The sequence below is a fragment of the Geobacillus stearothermophilus ATCC 12980 genome (assembly GCF_030369615.1).
In the GTDB taxonomy this organism is placed as follows: domain Bacteria; phylum Bacillota; class Bacilli; order Bacillales; family Anoxybacillaceae; genus Geobacillus; species Geobacillus stearothermophilus.
Map to the genome: position 1 here is coordinate 611,722 of NZ_CP128494.1, position 17,291 is coordinate 629,012.

11 protein-coding genes and 4 pseudogenes are annotated in these 17,291 nt (G+C 51.8%); 11 read left to right on the plus strand and 4 right to left on the minus strand.

What is annotated here, in order from left to right; genetic code table 11:
- Positions 1-104: 104 nt before the first annotated feature.
- Together modB and moaA are read left to right on the plus strand one after the other, a co-directional pair.
- Positions 105-767, plus strand: coding sequence for a molybdate ABC transporter permease subunit (gene modB, locus QSJ10_RS03350; RefSeq protein WP_289493449.1), 663 nt, complete (start codon positions 105-107; stop codon positions 765-767).
- A gap of 54 nt (positions 768-821) precedes the next feature.
- Positions 822-1,847, plus strand: a complete 1,026-nt coding sequence (gene moaA / locus QSJ10_RS03355) for a GTP 3',8-cyclase MoaA (RefSeq protein ID WP_289493450.1) — start codon at positions 822-824, stop codon at positions 1,845-1,847.
- Between the two features lie 101 nt (positions 1,848-1,948).
- Here moaA and ric read toward each other — a convergent pair whose 3' ends face one another.
- Positions 1,949-2,656, minus strand: coding sequence for an iron-sulfur cluster repair di-iron protein (gene ric, locus QSJ10_RS03360; protein WP_289493451.1), 708 nt, complete (start codon positions 2,654-2,656; stop codon positions 1,949-1,951).
- A 200-nt stretch (positions 2,657-2,856) separates the two neighbouring features.
- Between ric and QSJ10_RS03365 the strand changes: the two genes are divergently transcribed.
- Positions 2,857-3,093 carry a hypothetical protein gene (locus QSJ10_RS03365; protein WP_049626322.1) on the plus strand — a complete coding sequence of 79 codons (237 nt, stop codon included), beginning with the start codon at positions 2,857-2,859 and terminating at the stop codon, positions 3,091-3,093.
- A 242-nt stretch (positions 3,094-3,335) separates the two neighbouring features.
- On the opposite strand, the pseudogene QSJ10_RS03370 reads toward QSJ10_RS03365, so the two are convergent.
- Together QSJ10_RS03370 and QSJ10_RS03375 are read right to left on the minus strand one after the other, a co-directional pair.
- A pseudogene (locus QSJ10_RS03370) lies at positions 3,336-3,674 on the minus strand (transposase family protein); the annotation flags it as partial.
- 634 nt (positions 3,675-4,308) lie between these two features.
- Complete coding sequence (locus tag QSJ10_RS03375; protein ID WP_053532790.1) at positions 4,309-5,745, minus strand: DDE-type integrase/transposase/recombinase; 1,437 nt, start codon at positions 5,743-5,745, stop codon at positions 4,309-4,311.
- A 172-nt stretch (positions 5,746-5,917) separates the two neighbouring features.
- On the opposite strand from QSJ10_RS03375, the gene QSJ10_RS03380 reads away from it, so the two are divergent.
- The 3 genes and pseudogenes from QSJ10_RS03380 to QSJ10_RS03390 form a co-directional block, all read left to right on the plus strand.
- Positions 5,918-7,093 (plus strand): MFS transporter, encoded by a 1,176-nt coding sequence (locus QSJ10_RS03380; protein WP_033017448.1) that lies wholly within the window; start codon positions 5,918-5,920, stop codon positions 7,091-7,093.
- 296 nt (positions 7,094-7,389) lie between these two features.
- Positions 7,390-8,455 (plus strand): annotated as a pseudogene (locus QSJ10_RS03385) (multicopper oxidase domain-containing protein).
- Between the two features lie 339 nt (positions 8,456-8,794).
- Positions 8,795-9,460: pseudogene (locus tag QSJ10_RS03390) on the plus strand (transposase); the annotation flags it as partial.
- A gap of 185 nt (positions 9,461-9,645) precedes the next feature.
- Here QSJ10_RS03390 and QSJ10_RS03395 read toward each other — a convergent pair.
- Positions 9,646-10,207 (minus strand): annotated as a pseudogene (locus QSJ10_RS03395) (thiamine pyrophosphate-dependent enzyme); the annotation flags it as partial.
- A gap of 190 nt (positions 10,208-10,397) precedes the next feature.
- Here QSJ10_RS03395 and QSJ10_RS03400 point away from each other — a divergent pair.
- Genes QSJ10_RS03400 through narI form a run of 5 tightly spaced genes read left to right on the plus strand, consistent with a single transcriptional unit; the run spans position 10,398 to position 17,266 of the window.
- On the plus strand, positions 10,398-10,805 hold the full coding sequence (locus QSJ10_RS03400; protein ID WP_033014853.1) for a hemerythrin domain-containing protein: 408 nt from the start codon (positions 10,398-10,400) through the stop codon (positions 10,803-10,805).
- A 31-nt stretch (positions 10,806-10,836) separates the two neighbouring features.
- Positions 10,837-14,520 (plus strand): nitrate reductase subunit alpha, encoded by a 3,684-nt coding sequence (locus QSJ10_RS03405; RefSeq protein ID WP_053532447.1) that lies wholly within the window; start codon positions 10,837-10,839, stop codon positions 14,518-14,520.
- Entirely contained in the window at positions 14,510-16,042 is a 1,533-nt protein-coding gene (gene narH / locus QSJ10_RS03410; protein ID WP_080985704.1) for a nitrate reductase subunit beta, read from the plus strand. Before QSJ10_RS03405 ends, narH begins: the two co-directional genes overlap by 11 nt.
- Positions 16,017-16,577: a nitrate reductase molybdenum cofactor assembly chaperone gene (gene narJ / locus QSJ10_RS03415; RefSeq protein ID WP_033014856.1), complete on the plus strand. Its 561-nt coding sequence runs from the start codon at positions 16,017-16,019 to the stop codon at positions 16,575-16,577. Before narH ends, narJ begins: the two co-directional genes overlap by 26 nt.
- Positions 16,574-17,266 (plus strand): respiratory nitrate reductase subunit gamma, encoded by a 693-nt coding sequence (narI, locus tag QSJ10_RS03420; protein ID WP_033014857.1) that lies wholly within the window; start codon positions 16,574-16,576, stop codon positions 17,264-17,266. The genes narJ and narI overlap by 4 nt, the downstream gene beginning before the upstream one ends.
- Positions 17,267-17,291: the final 25 nt, after the last annotated feature.

Here is a 17,291-nt window from a genome sequence, read left to right on the forward strand (position 1 = left end):
AATTGGTTTTTCCTTTTTCTATGTTACAATGTGAGTAGCATCACAGCATTCTACTGTTTGTTTTCGTATGGTAAAAGGGAGATGGAACAGAGAGAGGCTCGTCGATGGAAGAGTTTTGGTCACCGGTATGGTTATCGATAAACGTATCGCTTCTTGCCGGCGTGATCGTCGCAATCCTTGGAACAGCGGCGGCGAGGTGGATGGCGCGCCGCCGGTTTCGTGGAAAGACGATCGTGGAGACGGTGTTTATGTTGCCGCTCGTGCTGCCGCCGTCGGTTGTCGGTTTTTTGCTTGTTGTGCTGTTTGGGCGGCATAGCCCGATCGGAAAGTTGATGGAAACGTGGTTTCACACAACGGTGCTGTTTACACCCGGCGCGGCGGTGATGGCGGCGGTTGTTGTGTCGTTTCCGCTCATGTACCAGGCGGCCAAAGCGGGTCTGGAAGCCGTTGATCCAACCGTTGAAGGAGCGGCGCGCATCGATGGGGCGAATGAGCGCCAAGTGTTTTGGCATATTTCGCTGCCGCTGGCCAGAAACGCCTTGTTGTCCGGGGCGGTGCTGTCGTTTGCCCGCAGCCTGGGGGAGTTTGGCTCGACGCTCATGTTTGCCGGGAATATTCCGGGAAAAACGCAAACGATCCCCACCGCTGTCTATATGGCGATGGAGTCGGGGCGGATGGAGTTGGCGTGGGCATGGGTGGCGGTCACGATTGGATTGTCATTTAGTTTATTGTCCTGTGCGGCGAAACTAGGCCGTTGGCAGCGATAAGGAGCAGGCCGTTGGAACATCACGCGGCCCATGAAAGGGAAAGGAGGGAGCGACATGGAAGAGCGCGACCGGGTGAAGATCACCGACCGCCTCGCCCGCCCGCTTCGCGATTTGCGGTTGTCGGTCATCGATCAATGCAATTTTCGCTGCGTCTATTGCATGCCTGCGGAAGTGTTCGGGCCGAATTTTCGCTTTTTGGCGGAAGACCAGCTGTTAACCGTTGACGAAATGGCGCTTTTAGTGGAATGTTTTGTCGAGCTTGGCGTTGAAAAAATCCGCCTGACCGGCGGCGAGCCGTTGCTTCGGCGCGACCTCGATGCGCTCATTGAGCGGCTGTCCGCGCTCCCTGGCCTGCGCGATATTGGATTGACGACCAACGGCGTTCATTTGGTGAAATGGGCGCAGCGGTTGAAAGAAGCCGGGTTGAAGCGCGTCAACGTCAGTTTGGATGCGTTGGATGATGACATTTTCCGAAAAATGAACGGCATTGGCGTCGGCGCCGCCCCGGTGTTGAAAGGCATCGAAGCCGCCCTGGCGGCGGGGCTCGGCGTGAAAGTGAACATGGTCGTCAAAAAAGGATGGAACGACTCGCAAATCGTGCCGATGGCGGCCTACTTTAAAGACTTGGGCATTCCGCTCCGCTTGATTGAATTTATGGATGTCGGCACAACGAACGGCTGGGATTATTCCCATGTCGTGACGAAAAAAGAGATGTATGAACAAATCAACTCCATGCACCCTCTTGAACCGGTTGAAAAAGCGTACTTCGGCGAAGTGGCGAGCCGCTATCGCTACGTCGGCACGGAGGTGGAAGTCGGCTTTATCGCCTCAGTGACGGAAACGTTTTGCCAAAGCTGCACGAGGGCGCGCATTTCCGCCGATGGCAAGCTGTACACGTGTTTGTTTGCTTCTGAGGGAGTGTCGTTGAAAGACAAACTGCGCGCCGGCGCGGGGAAAGAAGAGCTGAAGGCGTTGATCGCCGCCATTTGGAGCGAGCGGACAGACCGCTATTCGGAAGAACGGACGGCAGAGACAGCGAAACAGCGCCCGAAAATTGAAATGTCGTATATTGGGGGATAACAAAGAAACGGGGCTGCTCTTTTCGTCAAAGAAGCAGCCCTGCTTTTTATCGCTCGATGCGCCTGCCTTTACCTTAGAAATAGGGGAATGGATTCGTCTGCTTATGCCTTCACCGCCGCCAACACGCGCGGGAAGAGGATGTTGTTTTCCAAATGGATGTGGGTAAACAAATCGTCTTCGAGCACCGCGAGTCGGTTGTAGACGAGCCGGTACGTGCCGCACGCGTCTTCCGGCGGGGTGAAGTCGTTTGTGATTTCACGAATTTCTTTCATCAAATCGCCGGCTGCGTCATGTTCATTGACCAGTTCGCGAATGGCCCGCTCGACCGCCTCCTGGTTTTCCGGCGACGGGTTGTCGGCAAATTGCAAAATGAGCGGGAATGCGCCCGTTTCCTCTTTAATGAGATGTTGCTCAAGCTCCGTTTTTAACTCATGAAACAATTTATGCACGCGGGACAGATGCGGATGGTGCATGCCGTGCACGCGCAATACTTTCGTGACATACGGGCTGAGCTGCGGCAGCTCCTCGTTCAAATAGCGGTGGTGCGTGTTGATGATATGATCGACCAAATCGGCTAGCGGCGCTTCGCTCCAGTTTCCGGCCGGTTTGTTTTGCGCCTCCGCATAAAGGGTGTTCAGCTCGCGAAGGAGCGCTTCGCCATCGAGTCCGAGCTCTTCGATCGCTTCTTTTAACGGGCGCTGTCCGCCGCAGCAAAAATCAATGCGCCGCGCTTTAAACAAATCCGCTGCTTTCGGAAATTGAGTGACAATATCGCCGATCAACGATTGTTCGGTAAACCGCTGTTCCATTTCGGGTCCCTCCATCACCAAATCGTTACAGCTTCAGCATACCTTGTTTTCCATGTCAACGTTGTGATACATCTCACACAAGCAAAAAAAGCGGACAACAAGGGAATGTGATCAACATCACAACGTTGTCTCTCTTCTTTCCTGTACAATAAAAGAGACGAAATCAGCTGATCGATCGAGTCGAAAATCGGGCTCAAGACGTGCTAAACTATATTCAAGAACAATGCCGCTATGCGGATGAAGTGATGCAAGAGCTCGAACAGTCCGCTGCTTTGTTTGGCGAAACGCGGGAGATGATTTTGCGGCATATTGCCGATGCGAGCGTCGTTGATGAAAAGTTGGCAGAAGGCATAAAACAGCTGCCAATGGCAACAATGTTGAAAGAACGATATGGTTGCCGCCAGCCGTATGATCGGGTAGCGTCAAAAGTTTTATGAAAACTCCACATCCGCCATCCCATGGAGCATCGTAAGGTATCCTTGGAGCCGGATTCGCCCTTGACCAACACCCGCCAAAGGTGTGAAAGGGACGTCAAGGGCGACGGGGACAAAAAAGAGGGCATAGGAAAGCCGCTCTTGCCCTTACCGAATTTTACCTTTGACGAGGTTCGGTTGGTCAAGGGTTCTCTTCGCCGAATCCGGCTGTTCTTCTGATCCATGGGCTCCGGCGGACAAAAAAGTTAGGCTGCCTCTTGTTGGAGGAAATCTTGAGCCATGGCGATCAGCTTCGTCCACCGGGCCGGCATATGGGGCAGATCGGCGAGCTCCGGGATGACGACAGGAACCCGGCCTTCGAGTGCACCGTGCGGGCGCAGGAAGTGGAAATACGCCACAAACAGCGTGACAAAGGACACCGAGCCTTCTTCCGCGCCAAATCCGTGAGTCGGCCGATAGTTTTTAAATGTCCGGTTGAATCGCTCGATGATTTGTTTGAGCGCGCGGAACTCTTCGGACACCGGATCCTCATTGGTCAGTCCGATCACTTGGCGGACGTCAAACGGAATCCCGTGCTGGGCTTCGTAGTCGGCTAAAAGCTGCCGGTAGTCGAGTGTTTCTGGGACAACGATGATGGGAAGGTCATCGACTTGAAGTTTTCGGTACGGTTTTCGAACTGGTTCGTCCATGTCTTTGCGGCTTAAGGATTTTCCTAATAAGGCACCAATTAAATAGACAATGATTTGATGTTGGGACTTGATTATTTCGAGCAAATAGGCTAATAAATAATTGAGGTGACAAGCTTGTCACTCCTTTGTTTTGGGTGTTGGGTGTGGGGTTACCTCAATGATGGCCGAAAACAACGGGGGTGGCAAACTTTTTTTCTTCCAACGGTTGAAACTCAGGAGAAAACCGTGAGTGTGGAGGATAAACTTTTGACAATACCTTGAAAGTGGTAGCGTCAAAAGTTCTATGAAAACTCCACACAGATCATCCCATTGAGCATCGTGGGGCATTCGGAGGGCCGGATTCGCCCTTGACCAACACCCGCCAAAGGTGCGGAAGAGTCATCAAGGGCGACGGGGACAAAAAGAAGGCAATAAGAAAGCCGCCCTTGCCATAACCGAATTTTACCTTTGGCGGTGTTCGGTTGGTCAAGGGTTCGCTTCGCCGAATCCGGCAGGAGTTCTGTTCAACGGGCTCCGGCGGACAAAAAAGTCAGGCCGCCTCTTGTTGGAGAAACGCTTGTGCCATGGCGATGAGCTTCGTCCACCGGGCCGGCATATGCGGAAGGTCCGCCAGTTCCGGGATGACGACCGGGATCCGGCCTTCGAGTGCGCTATGTGGGCGCAGGAAGTTGAAATACGCCACAAACAGCATCACAAAGGACACCGAGCCTTCTTCCGCACCAAACCCATGGGTCGGGCGGTAGTTGCCTTTAAAGGTCCGGTTGAATCGCTCGATGATCTGTTTGAGAGGGCGAAACTCTTCCGAGACCGGATCTTCGTTGGTTAGGCCGATCACCTGGCGGACGTCAAACGAAATCCCGTGCTGGGCGAAGAAGTGTTGCGTCAGCCGGTAAATCGGGTTGCCATCCACGACAAACGACAAGTCGTCTGGGAGGGACGGCAGCTTCCTGAGGACATCATCGATGGCCTGGATGGCCGAGAGCGTGTCTCGGTTGGGCGAGACGCGATACGACAGCACGATCTTTTTGACGGCATCGAACATAAAGAACAGGTAATGCCAGCGCCCTTTGACGCGAATATACGTCTCGTCCCCGCAAAACGAACCGGACAGCTCATATGGGAACCGGTCGACAAAGGGCTTGATCCAAAGCGCGGCGCTGTTGGCGTAGTTGAGCACCGTCTGATGGGAGATCGAGACGCCATGGATGTCCTTCATGGCGGCGGCGGTCTCCCTCGAGGACATCCCAAAGTTGACGTAGTACGTCAACACGAGCCCCAACACGTGCGGCGACGCAGCCAGCCGGGACAAATCGACCTTCGGCTTGATGGGCGACGAGGAAGCCAACGGGAGAAAGTCAAACAAGAACTCTCGAAACAAATACCGCACCTTGAAGGCTTGAGGATCCTGTTGAAACTGTTGGCGCTCCTTCTTGGTCATCCGGCGAAGGTCGGCCTGGTAAAACGGGCAATCGTTGTTCTTGCACTTATAGATGTGGTATTCTTTGCGTTCCTTGATTTTTTCCAGCGTCTTTTTGCAGTGCGGGCAGCGAAAGACCGCTTGCTTGGTAAACCGATTTCGGTGGTTGAACCGGCACTGGCACACTTTGCATTGGTATTGCCCGTTTCCGCCGTTATTGGCGTACAGGTAAGAAGAGGGAGCCTGGCAGCGAGGGCAGGTCAACGAATCCGGAACACGGTGTTTCGCCTTCGCGCGGCGCTGGATGGGCCGCAAAGGACGTTCGTGCTGGGCTTCGTAGTCCGCCAACAGCTTCCGGTAATCAAAGGTTTCCGGCACATCGATGATCGGAAGGTCATCGACCTGAAGTTTTCGGTACGGTTTTTGGACGAGTTCGTCCAAGTCCTTACGATTCAGGGATTTTCCCACGATCACACCCATCAAATACACAATGATTTGATATTGGGCCTTGATGATTTGAAGCAAATAGGCTAATAATTGAGGTAACAAGCTTGTCACTCCTTCTTTGTTTGGGCTGTTGAGTGTGTGGTTACCTCAATGATGGCCGAAAACAACGGGGGTGGCAAACTTTTTTTCTTCCAACGGTTGAAACTCAGGAGAAAACCGTGAGTGTGGAGGATAAACTTTTGACAATACCTTGAAAGTTTGGGAGGGGCTTTTCATGAATAAACAAAAGGCGCTGCTGCCGATTACGACGTTCGCCATGTTGTTTTCATTCGCCGTGTGGGCCGTGTTTTCGCCGCTTGCGAGTACGTTTCAGCAAATGTACGGTCTGACATCGACGCAAAAAAGCATTTTGGTCGCCATTCCGGTGCTGCTTGGCTCGATCATGCGTGTGCCGCTTGGCATTTGGACGGACCGGATCGGCGGGCGCAGGCTGTTTTCGCTGCTGCTCTTGTTTCTTGTCATTCCGCTTGTTGGCGCAGGGTTTGCAGATTCGTATGCGATGCTTCTGTTTTGGGCGTTTTTCATCGGCATGGCCGGAACGTCGTTCGCCATTTCGGTGACGTTCGTTTCCCGCTTGACTCCGCCGGAAAAGCAAGGGACGGCGCTTGGGATTAACGCGATGGGCAACATCGGCACGGCGGTTGCTTCGTTTTCCGTTCCATCGATTGCCGCAGCGTTTGGTGTGCCTTGGGCTTTTTGGGGGATGATCATTCCGGTTGTCGTCATGCTCGTTCTCGTTTGGTTTTTCACACCGGATATGCCGAAACCGAAACAACAAAAAACGGTGCGTGAATCGCTGTCGGTATTGAAATATAAACATACGTGGACGTTGTCGCTCTTTTACTTTGTTACGTTCGGGGCGTTTGTCGCTTTCGGCATTTACTTGCCGTCGCTGCTCGTTGACTTGTATGGGTTGACGCCAGTGGATGCTGGGATGCGCGCGGCTGGGTTTACTGTACTCGCTACGCTCGCACGGCCAGTCGGCGGCTATCTTGGCGATAAAATCGGAGCTGAAAGGGTGTTGACGTTCGTCTACGCTGGAATGACAATCGGCGCGTTGGTGATCGCGTTTGGAATGGAAAATATTTGGGTGATGACAGCGGCTTGTTTGTTTATGGCCGTGATGTCTGGGCTGGGCAACGGTGCGGTGTTCAAACTCGTGCCGCAGCTGTTCCCAGCCGAAACGGGCGCCGTCACCGGCCTTGTCGGTGCCTGGGGCGGACTTGGCGGCTTTTTTCCGCCGATTGTCATGGGGATCCTGAAAGATGCAACAGGTTCGTACGTGCTCGGTTTTCTGCTCCTTAGCTTGTTTGCCCTTATTTGCTTCTTGCTGAACCGGCTCGTATTTGGCAAAAAAGCCGGCGAACCGACGAAGCGATACGCATCGTAAAATCCGATTCCAGATCCAAAGAGGCCAAAAGCATATGCTTTTGGCCTCTTTTTGGTTTGCGGAGGTACAAGCTCAACGAAAGGATGGAAAATGGCGATCCGCAAAGAGGAAGGTCGTTCTCCGTTAGTGAATAGGGCTACATTCGTTACGGTTGCTACATTGCGAATATTTATTGCTCATTATTTCACGAACTTTTCAAACATGGCCGCTCCTTGGTGATACAAATCACTAGAGGAAAAGGCAGAAATGGCGTACGCTGAAGGTGTAAATCAAATCAACTGAAGGGGGGGAAAACAGTGAAACGAAATGTGTCTACGTTGTTGTCAGTTGCGTTGGTTGCATCGCGTTTGGCCGCATGCAGCAACGGGGGAGGAGGAGAGGCAAAGGCGGAAAATAAAAACGGAACAGCGGCAACTACGCAACAGTCTGCTGCGAACATGTTAGCGGCGCATAAAGGATTGAACCAAGCACCGGTGCCGTTAAAAATGGAGCGGGTCGGTCTGCATGACGTCCGCGTTGAAATGACGGCGCAAATCACCGACATTGAAATTGACAAAGGGAAAATTTACAAAGCATGGACATTTAACGGTCAAGCTCCCGGACCGCTCGTCGTTGTCAATGAAGGGGATACGATCCATTTTACGTTGAAAAATATGGACCCGGTCGTCCCGCACAGCATGGATTTTCACGCCGTTCACGCTTCACCGTCAAAAGATTTTATTGATGTGATGCCGAACAAATCGGGAACGTTCACCTATCCGGCAAATAAACCAGGTGTGTTTATGTACCATTGCGGTACGAAGCCAGTCTTGCAGCATATCGCCAACGGCATGCACGGCGTGATCATTGTCAAGCCGAAAAACGGCTATCCGACCGACAAGGAAGGTCGACCGCGAATATGTGCTGATCCAAAACGAGTGGTACAAATATAACGATATGAATGATTTCCAAAACGGGGTGCCAAGCTACGTCGTTTTCTCGACGAAAGCGCTGAGGCCTGGTGATCCAAACACAAACGGGGACACGTTTACGCTGAAAGAAAAACCGTTGCTCGCGAAAGTAGGAGAAAAAATCCGCTTGTATGTCAACAACGTCGGTCCGAACGAAGTAAGCTCGTTCCACGTTGTCGGCACGGTCTTCGATGATGTGTATCTTGATGGCAACCCGAGCAACCATTTGCAAGGAATGCAGACAGTGATGCTTCCGGCGAGCGGCGGTGCCGTTGTCGAATTTACCGTCACCCGTCCAAGAACATATCCAATCGTTACGCACCAGTTCAATAACGCACAAAAAGGAGCCGTCGCCATGCTGAAGGTGACCGAAACCGGCGAAGACGACGGCTCAGAAACAAGCGGACATTAATCCATCCCGTTCCCCCAAACGGGATGGATGCCGCCCAAAGCCTTATACTTCTTAAATTATAGAGACTCCCATGACAAAAAAATTTCGTCACCATCGGAAGGATGAAAACAACCTTCTGTCGAATGGTCTCCTTGCAGCTGGGGTCATGAGGTCGTTGTATCTATGGTACGTAAAAGTCCGATATATAGACGGACCCCAGTAGTATGGTGCACTACGGAATGTCGCTCCCTTGAGGGAGGCACGCAGGATAGAATGCTTGAACAAAGGCTACTGCACCAGCTGTTTTTGAGAACGAAGCAGGGAGGAAGACCGATGCGCGTCTTGTATGAACGCTGTTGCGCCCAGCTCGCCAAAGGGCGGCTGAAACAAAAAACGGAAGAGCTCCGGCGCGCATTGAAAGGAGTGATAGGGCCGCATCAACGCATGATGCTGGCCGAGCAATGGCGTCATGTGGAGTATTTAGATGAAGCGATTGCCCGGTTGGATCGAGAAATCGAGGAACGAACGAGCCCTTTTCATGAAGCGCTGGAGCTCATCGATACGATCCCGGGAGTGGGGCGGCAAAGCGCGGAACAAATTGTAGCGGAAATCGGGACGGACATGAGCCGGTTCCCTACCGCCGCGCACTTGGCCTCATGGGCCGGAATGGCTCCCGGGAATCATGAGAGTGCAGGGAAACGGTTGTCAGGTCGAACGAGGAAAGGGAACAAGAAGCTGAGGTCGTGCCTCGTGGAATGCGCCCGTGCCGCCGCCCGAACGAAGAACACGTACCTATCGGCCAAGTATCATCGGATCGCCAAACGAAGAGGAGCGAATCGAGCGAGTGTCGCGGTCGGGAGAACGATTTTAGAAATGATCTATTATATCTTAACTCGAAAGGAACCGTATAGAGAGTTGGGAGCCGACTACTGGGATCGGCAGCGAGAAGCGCGCATCGTGCGTCAAACGGTGAAACGATTAGAGGGGTTAGGGTACGAAGTGAAACTAGAAAAAACGAGTGCATAGCACTTATTAACCATATATATACTGAAATACCTTCCTTTGGAATCCGATTCCGAAGGCTAGGTGGGCTCCGTTTTTTGTCTTAAATGGTGTTTTCAGGATAGATTGAGAGAAAACGAAGTGATGCACATCACTTTCCATCAAAAAAGCGTCCGCGGTTGTTTGTTGGCGGGCGCTTTTTGCATTAGTCAACGGGTCAAAACGGCTTGATTGTTGCTTTGCCCGGAGGGGGGAACGATTCGGATAGACGTTTTCTTCCTCGGCAATACTGAAATCAAGCAAGACTGGCCCATCATGTTTTAACGCTTTTTTTATGATATCTTCCGCTTCCTCTTCTGAATCGATCGCATATCCTATGGCTCCGTATGCTTCGGCAAGCTTAGCAAAATGGGGGGATGTAATCTTCACTGCTGAATAACGCTTTTGGTAAAACAGTTCCTGCCATTGACGCACCATTCCTAAGTAGCCATTATTCAAAACGGCGATTTTAATTGGAAGTTTGTAGGTGACGGCGGTCATTATCTCTTGTACATTCATTTGAAAGCTGCCATCCCCGCTGATGTAAATCACCGTCTTGCCTGGCGAGGCGACAGCAGCGCCAATGGCTGCCGGAAGGCCATACCCCATCGTTCCGAGTCCGCCTGACGTTAAAAATGTGCGCAGTTTTGTGAATGTATAGTGATGGGCTGTCCATATTTGGTGTTGCCCGACATCGGTGACGACAATGGCCTCTTCTTTCGTCAAATGGGAAGATCAACCATTTTTCCACTTCCTTTTTAATTTTCTTACATTTTAAACAACGGATGTGATCACTGTATGTGAATATCGTCACATTAAAGTATAAGGAACATCTTTTTCCGTTTTTGCATAATCGATTAGGTGTTTGGAAAATATAGTTTAGTGAGAGAAATCGGTGCAAATAAGGAAGTGAGATGATGAAATGAGTGGGCCGTCACTACGGAAATTGGAAGCGCACCGTTCTATTCATCATGGCGCCTTTGTCGAAGCGAAGCGCCTGACAGAGTTGTTGGAAACATTGTATGCCGATGGGCGTTGTGGGCATGCCGCTGAAGTGGCGGATGCCCTTGTCGAGCACTGGGAAACACGGATCATCGCCCATGCGGAAGCAGAAGAAGAAGGCTTTTACCGCGAGAAGGCAAAGGAGAGAGGGGAGCTGTCCGAAGTGATTGCTCAGCTCAAGCGCGACCATGACATGATGAGAACGTTGATTGCTGAAATTAGGAAGCGACTTCCAGAACAGATCGACCGCGAGGTGTTGACCCGCTTTCACACGCTGCTTCATATCAACCGCATCCATAGCACGGATGAAGAGGCGCTGCTTTTTTAATTGAAAGGAGAGAAAGGAGTGGCAAAACGGAATGAACGAAAAACCTGCTCCGCTTTTGCGCAAATTGAAATACTTTGGCCGGTCGGAAAAAATCGCTAGCCACGCCGAGTTGTCGCCATACGGACGGGACGCAGAGAAAACATACCGCCGCCGCTGGCAGCATGATAAAGTGGTTCGTACAACCCATGGAGTCAATTGCACAGGCTCGTGCAGTTGGAAAGTGCATGTGAAAGACGGCATTATTGCATGGGAAACGCAGCAAACCGACTACCCGACAACAGGCCCTGATATGCCGGAGTATGAGCCGCGCGGCTGTCCGAGGGGAGCGAGTTTTTCCTGGTATACATACAGCCCGCTTCGCGTTCGCTATCCGTATGTGCGCGGGGCGCTGTTGAGGCTTTGGAAAGAAGCGCTGCAACAAGAAGGAGACCCTGTGGCTGCGTGGAAGTCGATTGTCGAGGACCCGGAAAAAGCGAAACGGTACAAACGCGCCCGTGGAAAAGGAGGATTCGTACGGGCGAAATGGGATGACGTTTATACGATGATCGCCGCTTCCCTTATTTATACGATTCAAAAATACGGGCCGGATCGCATTTTCGGCTTCTCGCCGATTCCGGCGATGTCGATGGTCAGTTATGCGGCAGGAGCCCGTTTTTTGAATTTAATTGGCGGGGCGCTGCTCAGCTTTTATGACTGGTATGCTGATTTGCCGCCGGCTTCCCCGCAAATATGGGGGGAACAGACGGACGTCCCGGAAAGTTCAGACTGGTTTAACTCGAGCTACATGATTGTCTGGGGATCGAACTTGCCGCAAACGCGCACCCCGGATGCCCATTTTTACGTTGAGGGGCGCTACCGGGGGACAAAAGTCGTTGCTATTAGCCCTGACTATGCCGAATTTGTGAAGTTTGCCGACAACTGGCTGCCGGTGCAGCCGGGGATGGACGGAGCGCTGGCGATGGCGATGACTCATGTGATTTTGAAAGAGTTTTATGTGAATCAATCCGTTGATTATTTTACTGACTATGTCAAAAAGTACACCGATTTGCCGTTTTTAGTCATGCTGAATAAACAAGGGGATCGTTATGTAGCCGGCCGCTTTTTGCGGGCGTGCGACCTTGGCATGCCACTTCAGTATGCGGAATGGAAAACGATCGTTTGGGATGAGCAATCACAGACGTTTGCTGTTCCTAATGGGACGATTGGCCATCGTTGGGAGAACAACGGGAACTGGAATTTGCAACTAAACGATATAGACAATAAACGAATGGGAATTCAGCCGGCTTTAACGTTCCTTGGCCAGCAAGACGATACCGTCATCGTGCAGTTTCCACACTTTGAAGCAGGAAACAAAACAGTGCTCGAACGAGGGGTGCCGGTCAAAGCGATCGAGCAAAACGGAGAGACGGTGTACGTCACGACGGTATTTGACTTGTTGCTTGCCAAAATGGGTGTCAACCGCGGGCTGCCTGGTGATTATCCGTCCGACTACGATGACATGAAGCCATATACGCCGGCATGGCAGGAGGCGATCACTGGCATTGATCGAAAGACGGCGGCGCAAATTGCCCGTGAGTTTGCTCAAAACGCTCTTGATTCCAAAGGACGTTCCATGATCATCATGGGATCGGGCATTAACCATTGGTATCATTCCGATACCATCTACCGGGCAATTTTAAATCTTGTCCTGTTAACCGGATCGCAAGGAGTCAATGGGGGCGGATGGGCGCATTATGTCGGTCAAGAAAAAGTGCGCCCGCTTGAGGGCTGGCAGACGATTGCCATGGCCCGCGACTGGGGAGGGCCGCCGCGGCTGCAAAACGGGACGTCGTTTTTCTATTTTGTCACCGAACAGTGGAAATATGAAGATCAAAGCATGGATGAACACGTCTCCCCGCTCGTTGACAAGCCGCGCTACCAACATGGCGGCGATTACAATTATTTGGCCGCCCGGCTAGGCTGGCTCCCATTTTATCCGCAGTTTAACGCCAACACCATTGCGCTAGTGGAACAGGCGAACGCAAAGACGAACGAGGAAACGGTTCAGTATGTCGTTCAGCAAATCAAAAAAGGAAACATCAAATTTGCCATTGAAAACCCGTCCGATCCGATTAATTTTCCGCGCGTGATGTTTGTCTGGCGCGCAAACCTGATCGGCAGCTCAGCCAAAGGGCACGAATACTTTTTAAAACATTTGCTCGGAACCCATCATGCGAATCTCAGCGAACAAAACGATGACTTGAAAACGAGAGAGATCGTTTGGGATGAGAGCGCACCGGAAGGCAAACTAGATTTAATGGTCAATATCGATTTCCGTATGGCCGGAACCGGACTGTATTCGGACATCGTTCTTCCGGCGGCGACATGGTATGAGAAGTATGATGTCAGCAGTACGGATATGCACCCGTTTGTCCATCCGTTCAATCCCGCCATTGCCCCACCGTGGGAAGCAAAATCAGATTGGGACTTTTTTAAAGGATTAGCCAAAACATTTTCTGAGCTGGCTGCCCGCTATTTTTCCAAACCGGTGTCAGATGTTGTCGCTACCCCGCTGTTGCATGATACGCGCGATGAGATCGCGCAGCCGTTTGGCGTCGTCAACGATTGGAAGGATGGGGCGGCAGAGCCGGTTCCGGGAGTGAATTTTCCGCGCTTGCATATTGTAGAGCGGGACTATAAAGAAGTGTACAACAAGTTTGTGGCGCTTGGCCCAATCGTCTGTGAACAAATTGGAGCGAAAGGGCTCAGTTGGGATGCCAAGGAAGAATACAAATGGCTGCTTGATACGCTCGGCTCTTCGGCGCTGGAAGGTCCGTATAAAGACTGCCCGAGTTTGTTGACAGACCGGGATGCTGCCGAAGCTATTTTGGCGCTTTCAAGTACAACGAACGGTTCCTTAGCGCTCAAGGCATGGGGAGAAATGGAGAAAAAGACGATGCAGCCGTTAAAAGATTTAGTCATTGAGCGGGCTGAGGAACATATTACCTTTCAGGCGATCACTGCCCAACCGCGGCAAGTGTTGACCACTCCTGTCTTTAGCGGAAGCGAAACCGGAAACCGTCGCTACTCCCCGTTTACGACGAACGTTGAGCGGCTCATTCCATGGCGGACGTTGACCGGAAGGCAACATTTTTATTTGGATCATGAGCTCATGTTTGAGTTTGGCGAAGAGTTGCCGACGTTTAAAGCACCGCTGCAGAAGCTCGCTTTTTACGGCCATGACCGGCGCCCGAACGTAGGTGGCAAAGAACTTACCCTCCGTTACTTGACGCCACACTTTAAATGGTCGTACCACAGCACATATGGGGATACCGTCCCGATGTTGACAATGTTTCGCGGCGGTCCTCACGTATGGCTGAATAAAGATGACGCTGCTGAAGCCGGCATCGCTGACAACGACTGGATGGAAATGTATAACCGCAACGGGGTGGTCGTCGCCCGGGCGGTCGTCAGCCATCGCCTGCCGCGCGGGGTCGCGTTTATGTACCATGTGCAGGAACGCCATATTAACGTGCCCGGCTCGCCAATTAGCAAACTGCGCGGTGGCACATTTAACAGCCCGACCCGCATCCATGTCAAACCGACGCAAATGATCGGCGGTTATGCGCAATTAAGCTACGGCTTTAATTATTATGGGCCGACAGGAAACCAGCGCGATGAACAAGTCGTGATCCGTAAACTAGAAAAAGGAGAGGTGGACTGGCTTGAGAGTTAGAGCGCAGTTCGGCATGGTCATGAACTTGGATAAGTGCATTGGCTGCCATACGTGCAGTATTACATGCAACAACACATGGACGAATCGTCCCGGGGCGGAGTATATGTGGTGGAACAACGTGGAAACGAAACCGGGCATTGGCTACCCGAAAGAATGGGAAAACCAAGACTTGCACAAAGGCGGCTGGGTGCTTAAAGACGGGAAGCTTGAGCTGCGCGCCGGCGGCCGGGTGAACAAACTGTTAAACATTTTTTATAACCCCGATATGACAGTGATCGACGACTACTATGAGCCGTGGACATATGACTATGAACAGCTGATCAACCGTCCGGAAGGGGAGCATCAGCCTGTCGCCCGGCCAAAATCGCAGCTGACCGGCGAATATATGGACATTACATGGGGACCGAACTGGGAGGACGATTTGGCCGGGGTTTACGAAACAGGGACGCGCGATCCGAACATCAAAGGGATCGAAGAGAAGGTGAAATTTGAATTCGAACAAACGTTTATGATGTATTTGCCGCGCATTTGCGAGCATTGTTTAAACCCGCCTTGCGTCTCGTCCTGTCCGTCAGGGGCGATTTATAAGCGGGATGAGGACGGCATTGTGCTCGTCGACCATGACGCGTGCCGGAGCTGGCGTTTTTGCGTGACCGGCTGCCCGTATAAGAAGGTGTATTTTAACTGGAAAACGCATAAAGCGGAGAAATGCACGTTTTGTTTTCCGCGCATCGAAGCGGGGATGCCGACGGTTTGTTCAGAAACGTGCGTCGGCCGGCTGCGCTATATCGGCATTGTGTTTTACGATTTGGACCAAGTGGAGGCAGCCGCCTCGGTGCAAGATGAAAAAGAACTGTACCACGCCCATTTGCGCATCTTTTTAAATCCGTACGATCCGGAAGTCATCGAGGCGGCGCGTGCGGCCGGATATACGGACGACTGGATCGAAGCGGCGCAGCGCTCGCCTGTCTATAAACTCGCTGTTGAGCAGCAAATTGCGCTCCCACTTCACCCGGAATATCGCACGCTGCCAATGGTTTGGTACATTCCACCGTTAAGCCCGATCATGGGGGCGTTTGACGGCGGACTGGACGATATTAACCCGCATGTCGTCTTTCCGGCGATTGACCAAATGCGCATTCCGATTGAGTATTTGGCTCATTTGTTGGCCGCTGGTGACACTAATGTCATCCGCACAGTGTTGAAAAAAATGGTGGCTATGCGCAGCTACATGAGGGCGGTAAACTTAGGAAAAGAACCAGACCGGAGTATTCTCGAGAAAGTGGGAATGGATGAACATACGGTCAAGGAAATGTATAAGCTCTCGGCTGTCGCGAAATATTCCGACCGGTATGTCATTCCGTCTTCCCATCGGGAGAAGGCCGGCAATGCGTTTTACGGTCAAGGGACAGCCGGCTATGCGTTTATGGAGTCTTGTTCTGGCTGCTCTCAATATGATGCAGACAGTTTTCACCAATTTTATTGGGGGGATGAGGATGGAAGAACATCAGAAACTGTTTAAACTCGCTTCCATTTTGTTGCAGTATCCGGAACGAGAATGGCTCGAAGACGAGCAGCTGTTTTATGAAATTTCTAAGCTCGCCAGCCATGCGGTCCGCAAACGCTTTTTACAGTTTCTCGACTACGCAAAAACAAAAACGATCGACGAGCTGTGTGAGCTCTATGTGACAACCTTTGATTTGAGCGATCGAACGACGATGTATCTCACGTATTACTTGTTTGGCGACCAAAAGGAGCGCGGCCAAGCGTTGTTAAAACTAAAAGAGGCATTTCGGAGCGCTGGTTTGGAACTCGAAGGAGATGAGCTGCCAGATTACTTGCCGCTTATGCTCGAGTTTGCCGCTGTCGCTCCGGCCAACGACGCAAAAAACGTCCTTCTCGCCCACCACAAAGCCATCAAGGGGTTGGCGGACAGGCTGCAGGAGGTTAACCACCCGTATTTCTTTGTTTTGGACGGCTGTCTTGCAGGCATGGGCGCATTTCTGGAAGAAACAAATGGGGCGGATATTCCAATGAGAGCGGAGGAGGCCACATGACGTTGCTTGACCAGTTCCTTTGGGTGATCTATCCGTATATTATGTTGACATTATTTGTTGCCGGCCATATTTACCGTTACAATACTGATCAGTTTGGCTGGTCGGCGAAGTCAAGCGAGTTTCTTGAGAAACGGCGGTTGCGTTGGGGAAGCGTTCTGTTTCATTGGGGCATTCTCTTCGTGTTTCTTGGCCATGTTGCCGGCATTTTAGTTCCAAAGGCATTTTATGAATCAATCGGGATTACAGAGGAGATGTACCATTTTGGGGCGGTCTGGTTTGGCGGCGCTGCCGGGATTGCGACCGTGATCGGGGTAGTCTTGCTTTTATGGCGGCGGTTGAGCGTTCGCCGTCTTCTCCGCCATAGCAGCAAAAGCGATCTTGTTGTATTGCTGCTATTAACGATAGTCATTTTGACAGGGTTTACAAATACGGTTGGATATACAGCGACCGGTGGGACGTTTGACTATCGGGATACGATCGGCCCTTGGTTTCGCGGTATTTTAACGTTTCGGCCGCTGCCGCAGCTCGTCAGCGATGCGCCGATTGGATTTCAAATTCATATTCTCTCTGCCTTGCTGTTATTTGGCATTTGGCCGTTCACCCGTCTCGTGCATGTATGGAGCGTCCCGCTGACGTATTTAAACCGGCATTACGTCGTCTATCGCCGGATGCGGGCGAAAAAAATTTAGTGAAAGAGCGGGGCTGTCCGCAAAG

What these genes read in the sequence shown, in the direction of transcription:
- modB (WP_289493449.1), top strand. Translation starts at nt 105, where the DNA reads ATGGAAGAGTTTTGGTCACCGGTATGGTTATCGATAAACGTATCGCTT.
- moaA (WP_289493450.1), top strand. Translation starts at nt 822, where the DNA reads ATGGAAGAGCGCGACCGGGTGAAGATCACCGACCGCCTCGCCCGCCCG.
- ric (WP_289493451.1), bottom strand. Translation starts at nt 2,656, where the DNA reads ATGGAACAGCGGTTTACCGAACAATCGTTGATCGGCGATATTGTCACT.
- QSJ10_RS03380 (WP_033017448.1), top strand. Translation starts at nt 5,918, where the DNA reads ATGAATAAACAAAAGGCGCTGCTGCCGATTACGACGTTCGCCATGTTG.
- QSJ10_RS03400 (WP_033014853.1), top strand. Translation starts at nt 10,398, where the DNA reads ATGAGTGGGCCGTCACTACGGAAATTGGAAGCGCACCGTTCTATTCAT.
- QSJ10_RS03405 (WP_053532447.1), top strand. Translation starts at nt 10,837, where the DNA reads ATGAACGAAAAACCTGCTCCGCTTTTGCGCAAATTGAAATACTTTGGC.
- narJ (WP_033014856.1), top strand. Translation starts at nt 16,017, where the DNA reads ATGGAAGAACATCAGAAACTGTTTAAACTCGCTTCCATTTTGTTGCAG.
- narI (WP_033014857.1), top strand. Translation starts at nt 16,574, where the DNA reads ATGACGTTGCTTGACCAGTTCCTTTGGGTGATCTATCCGTATATTATG.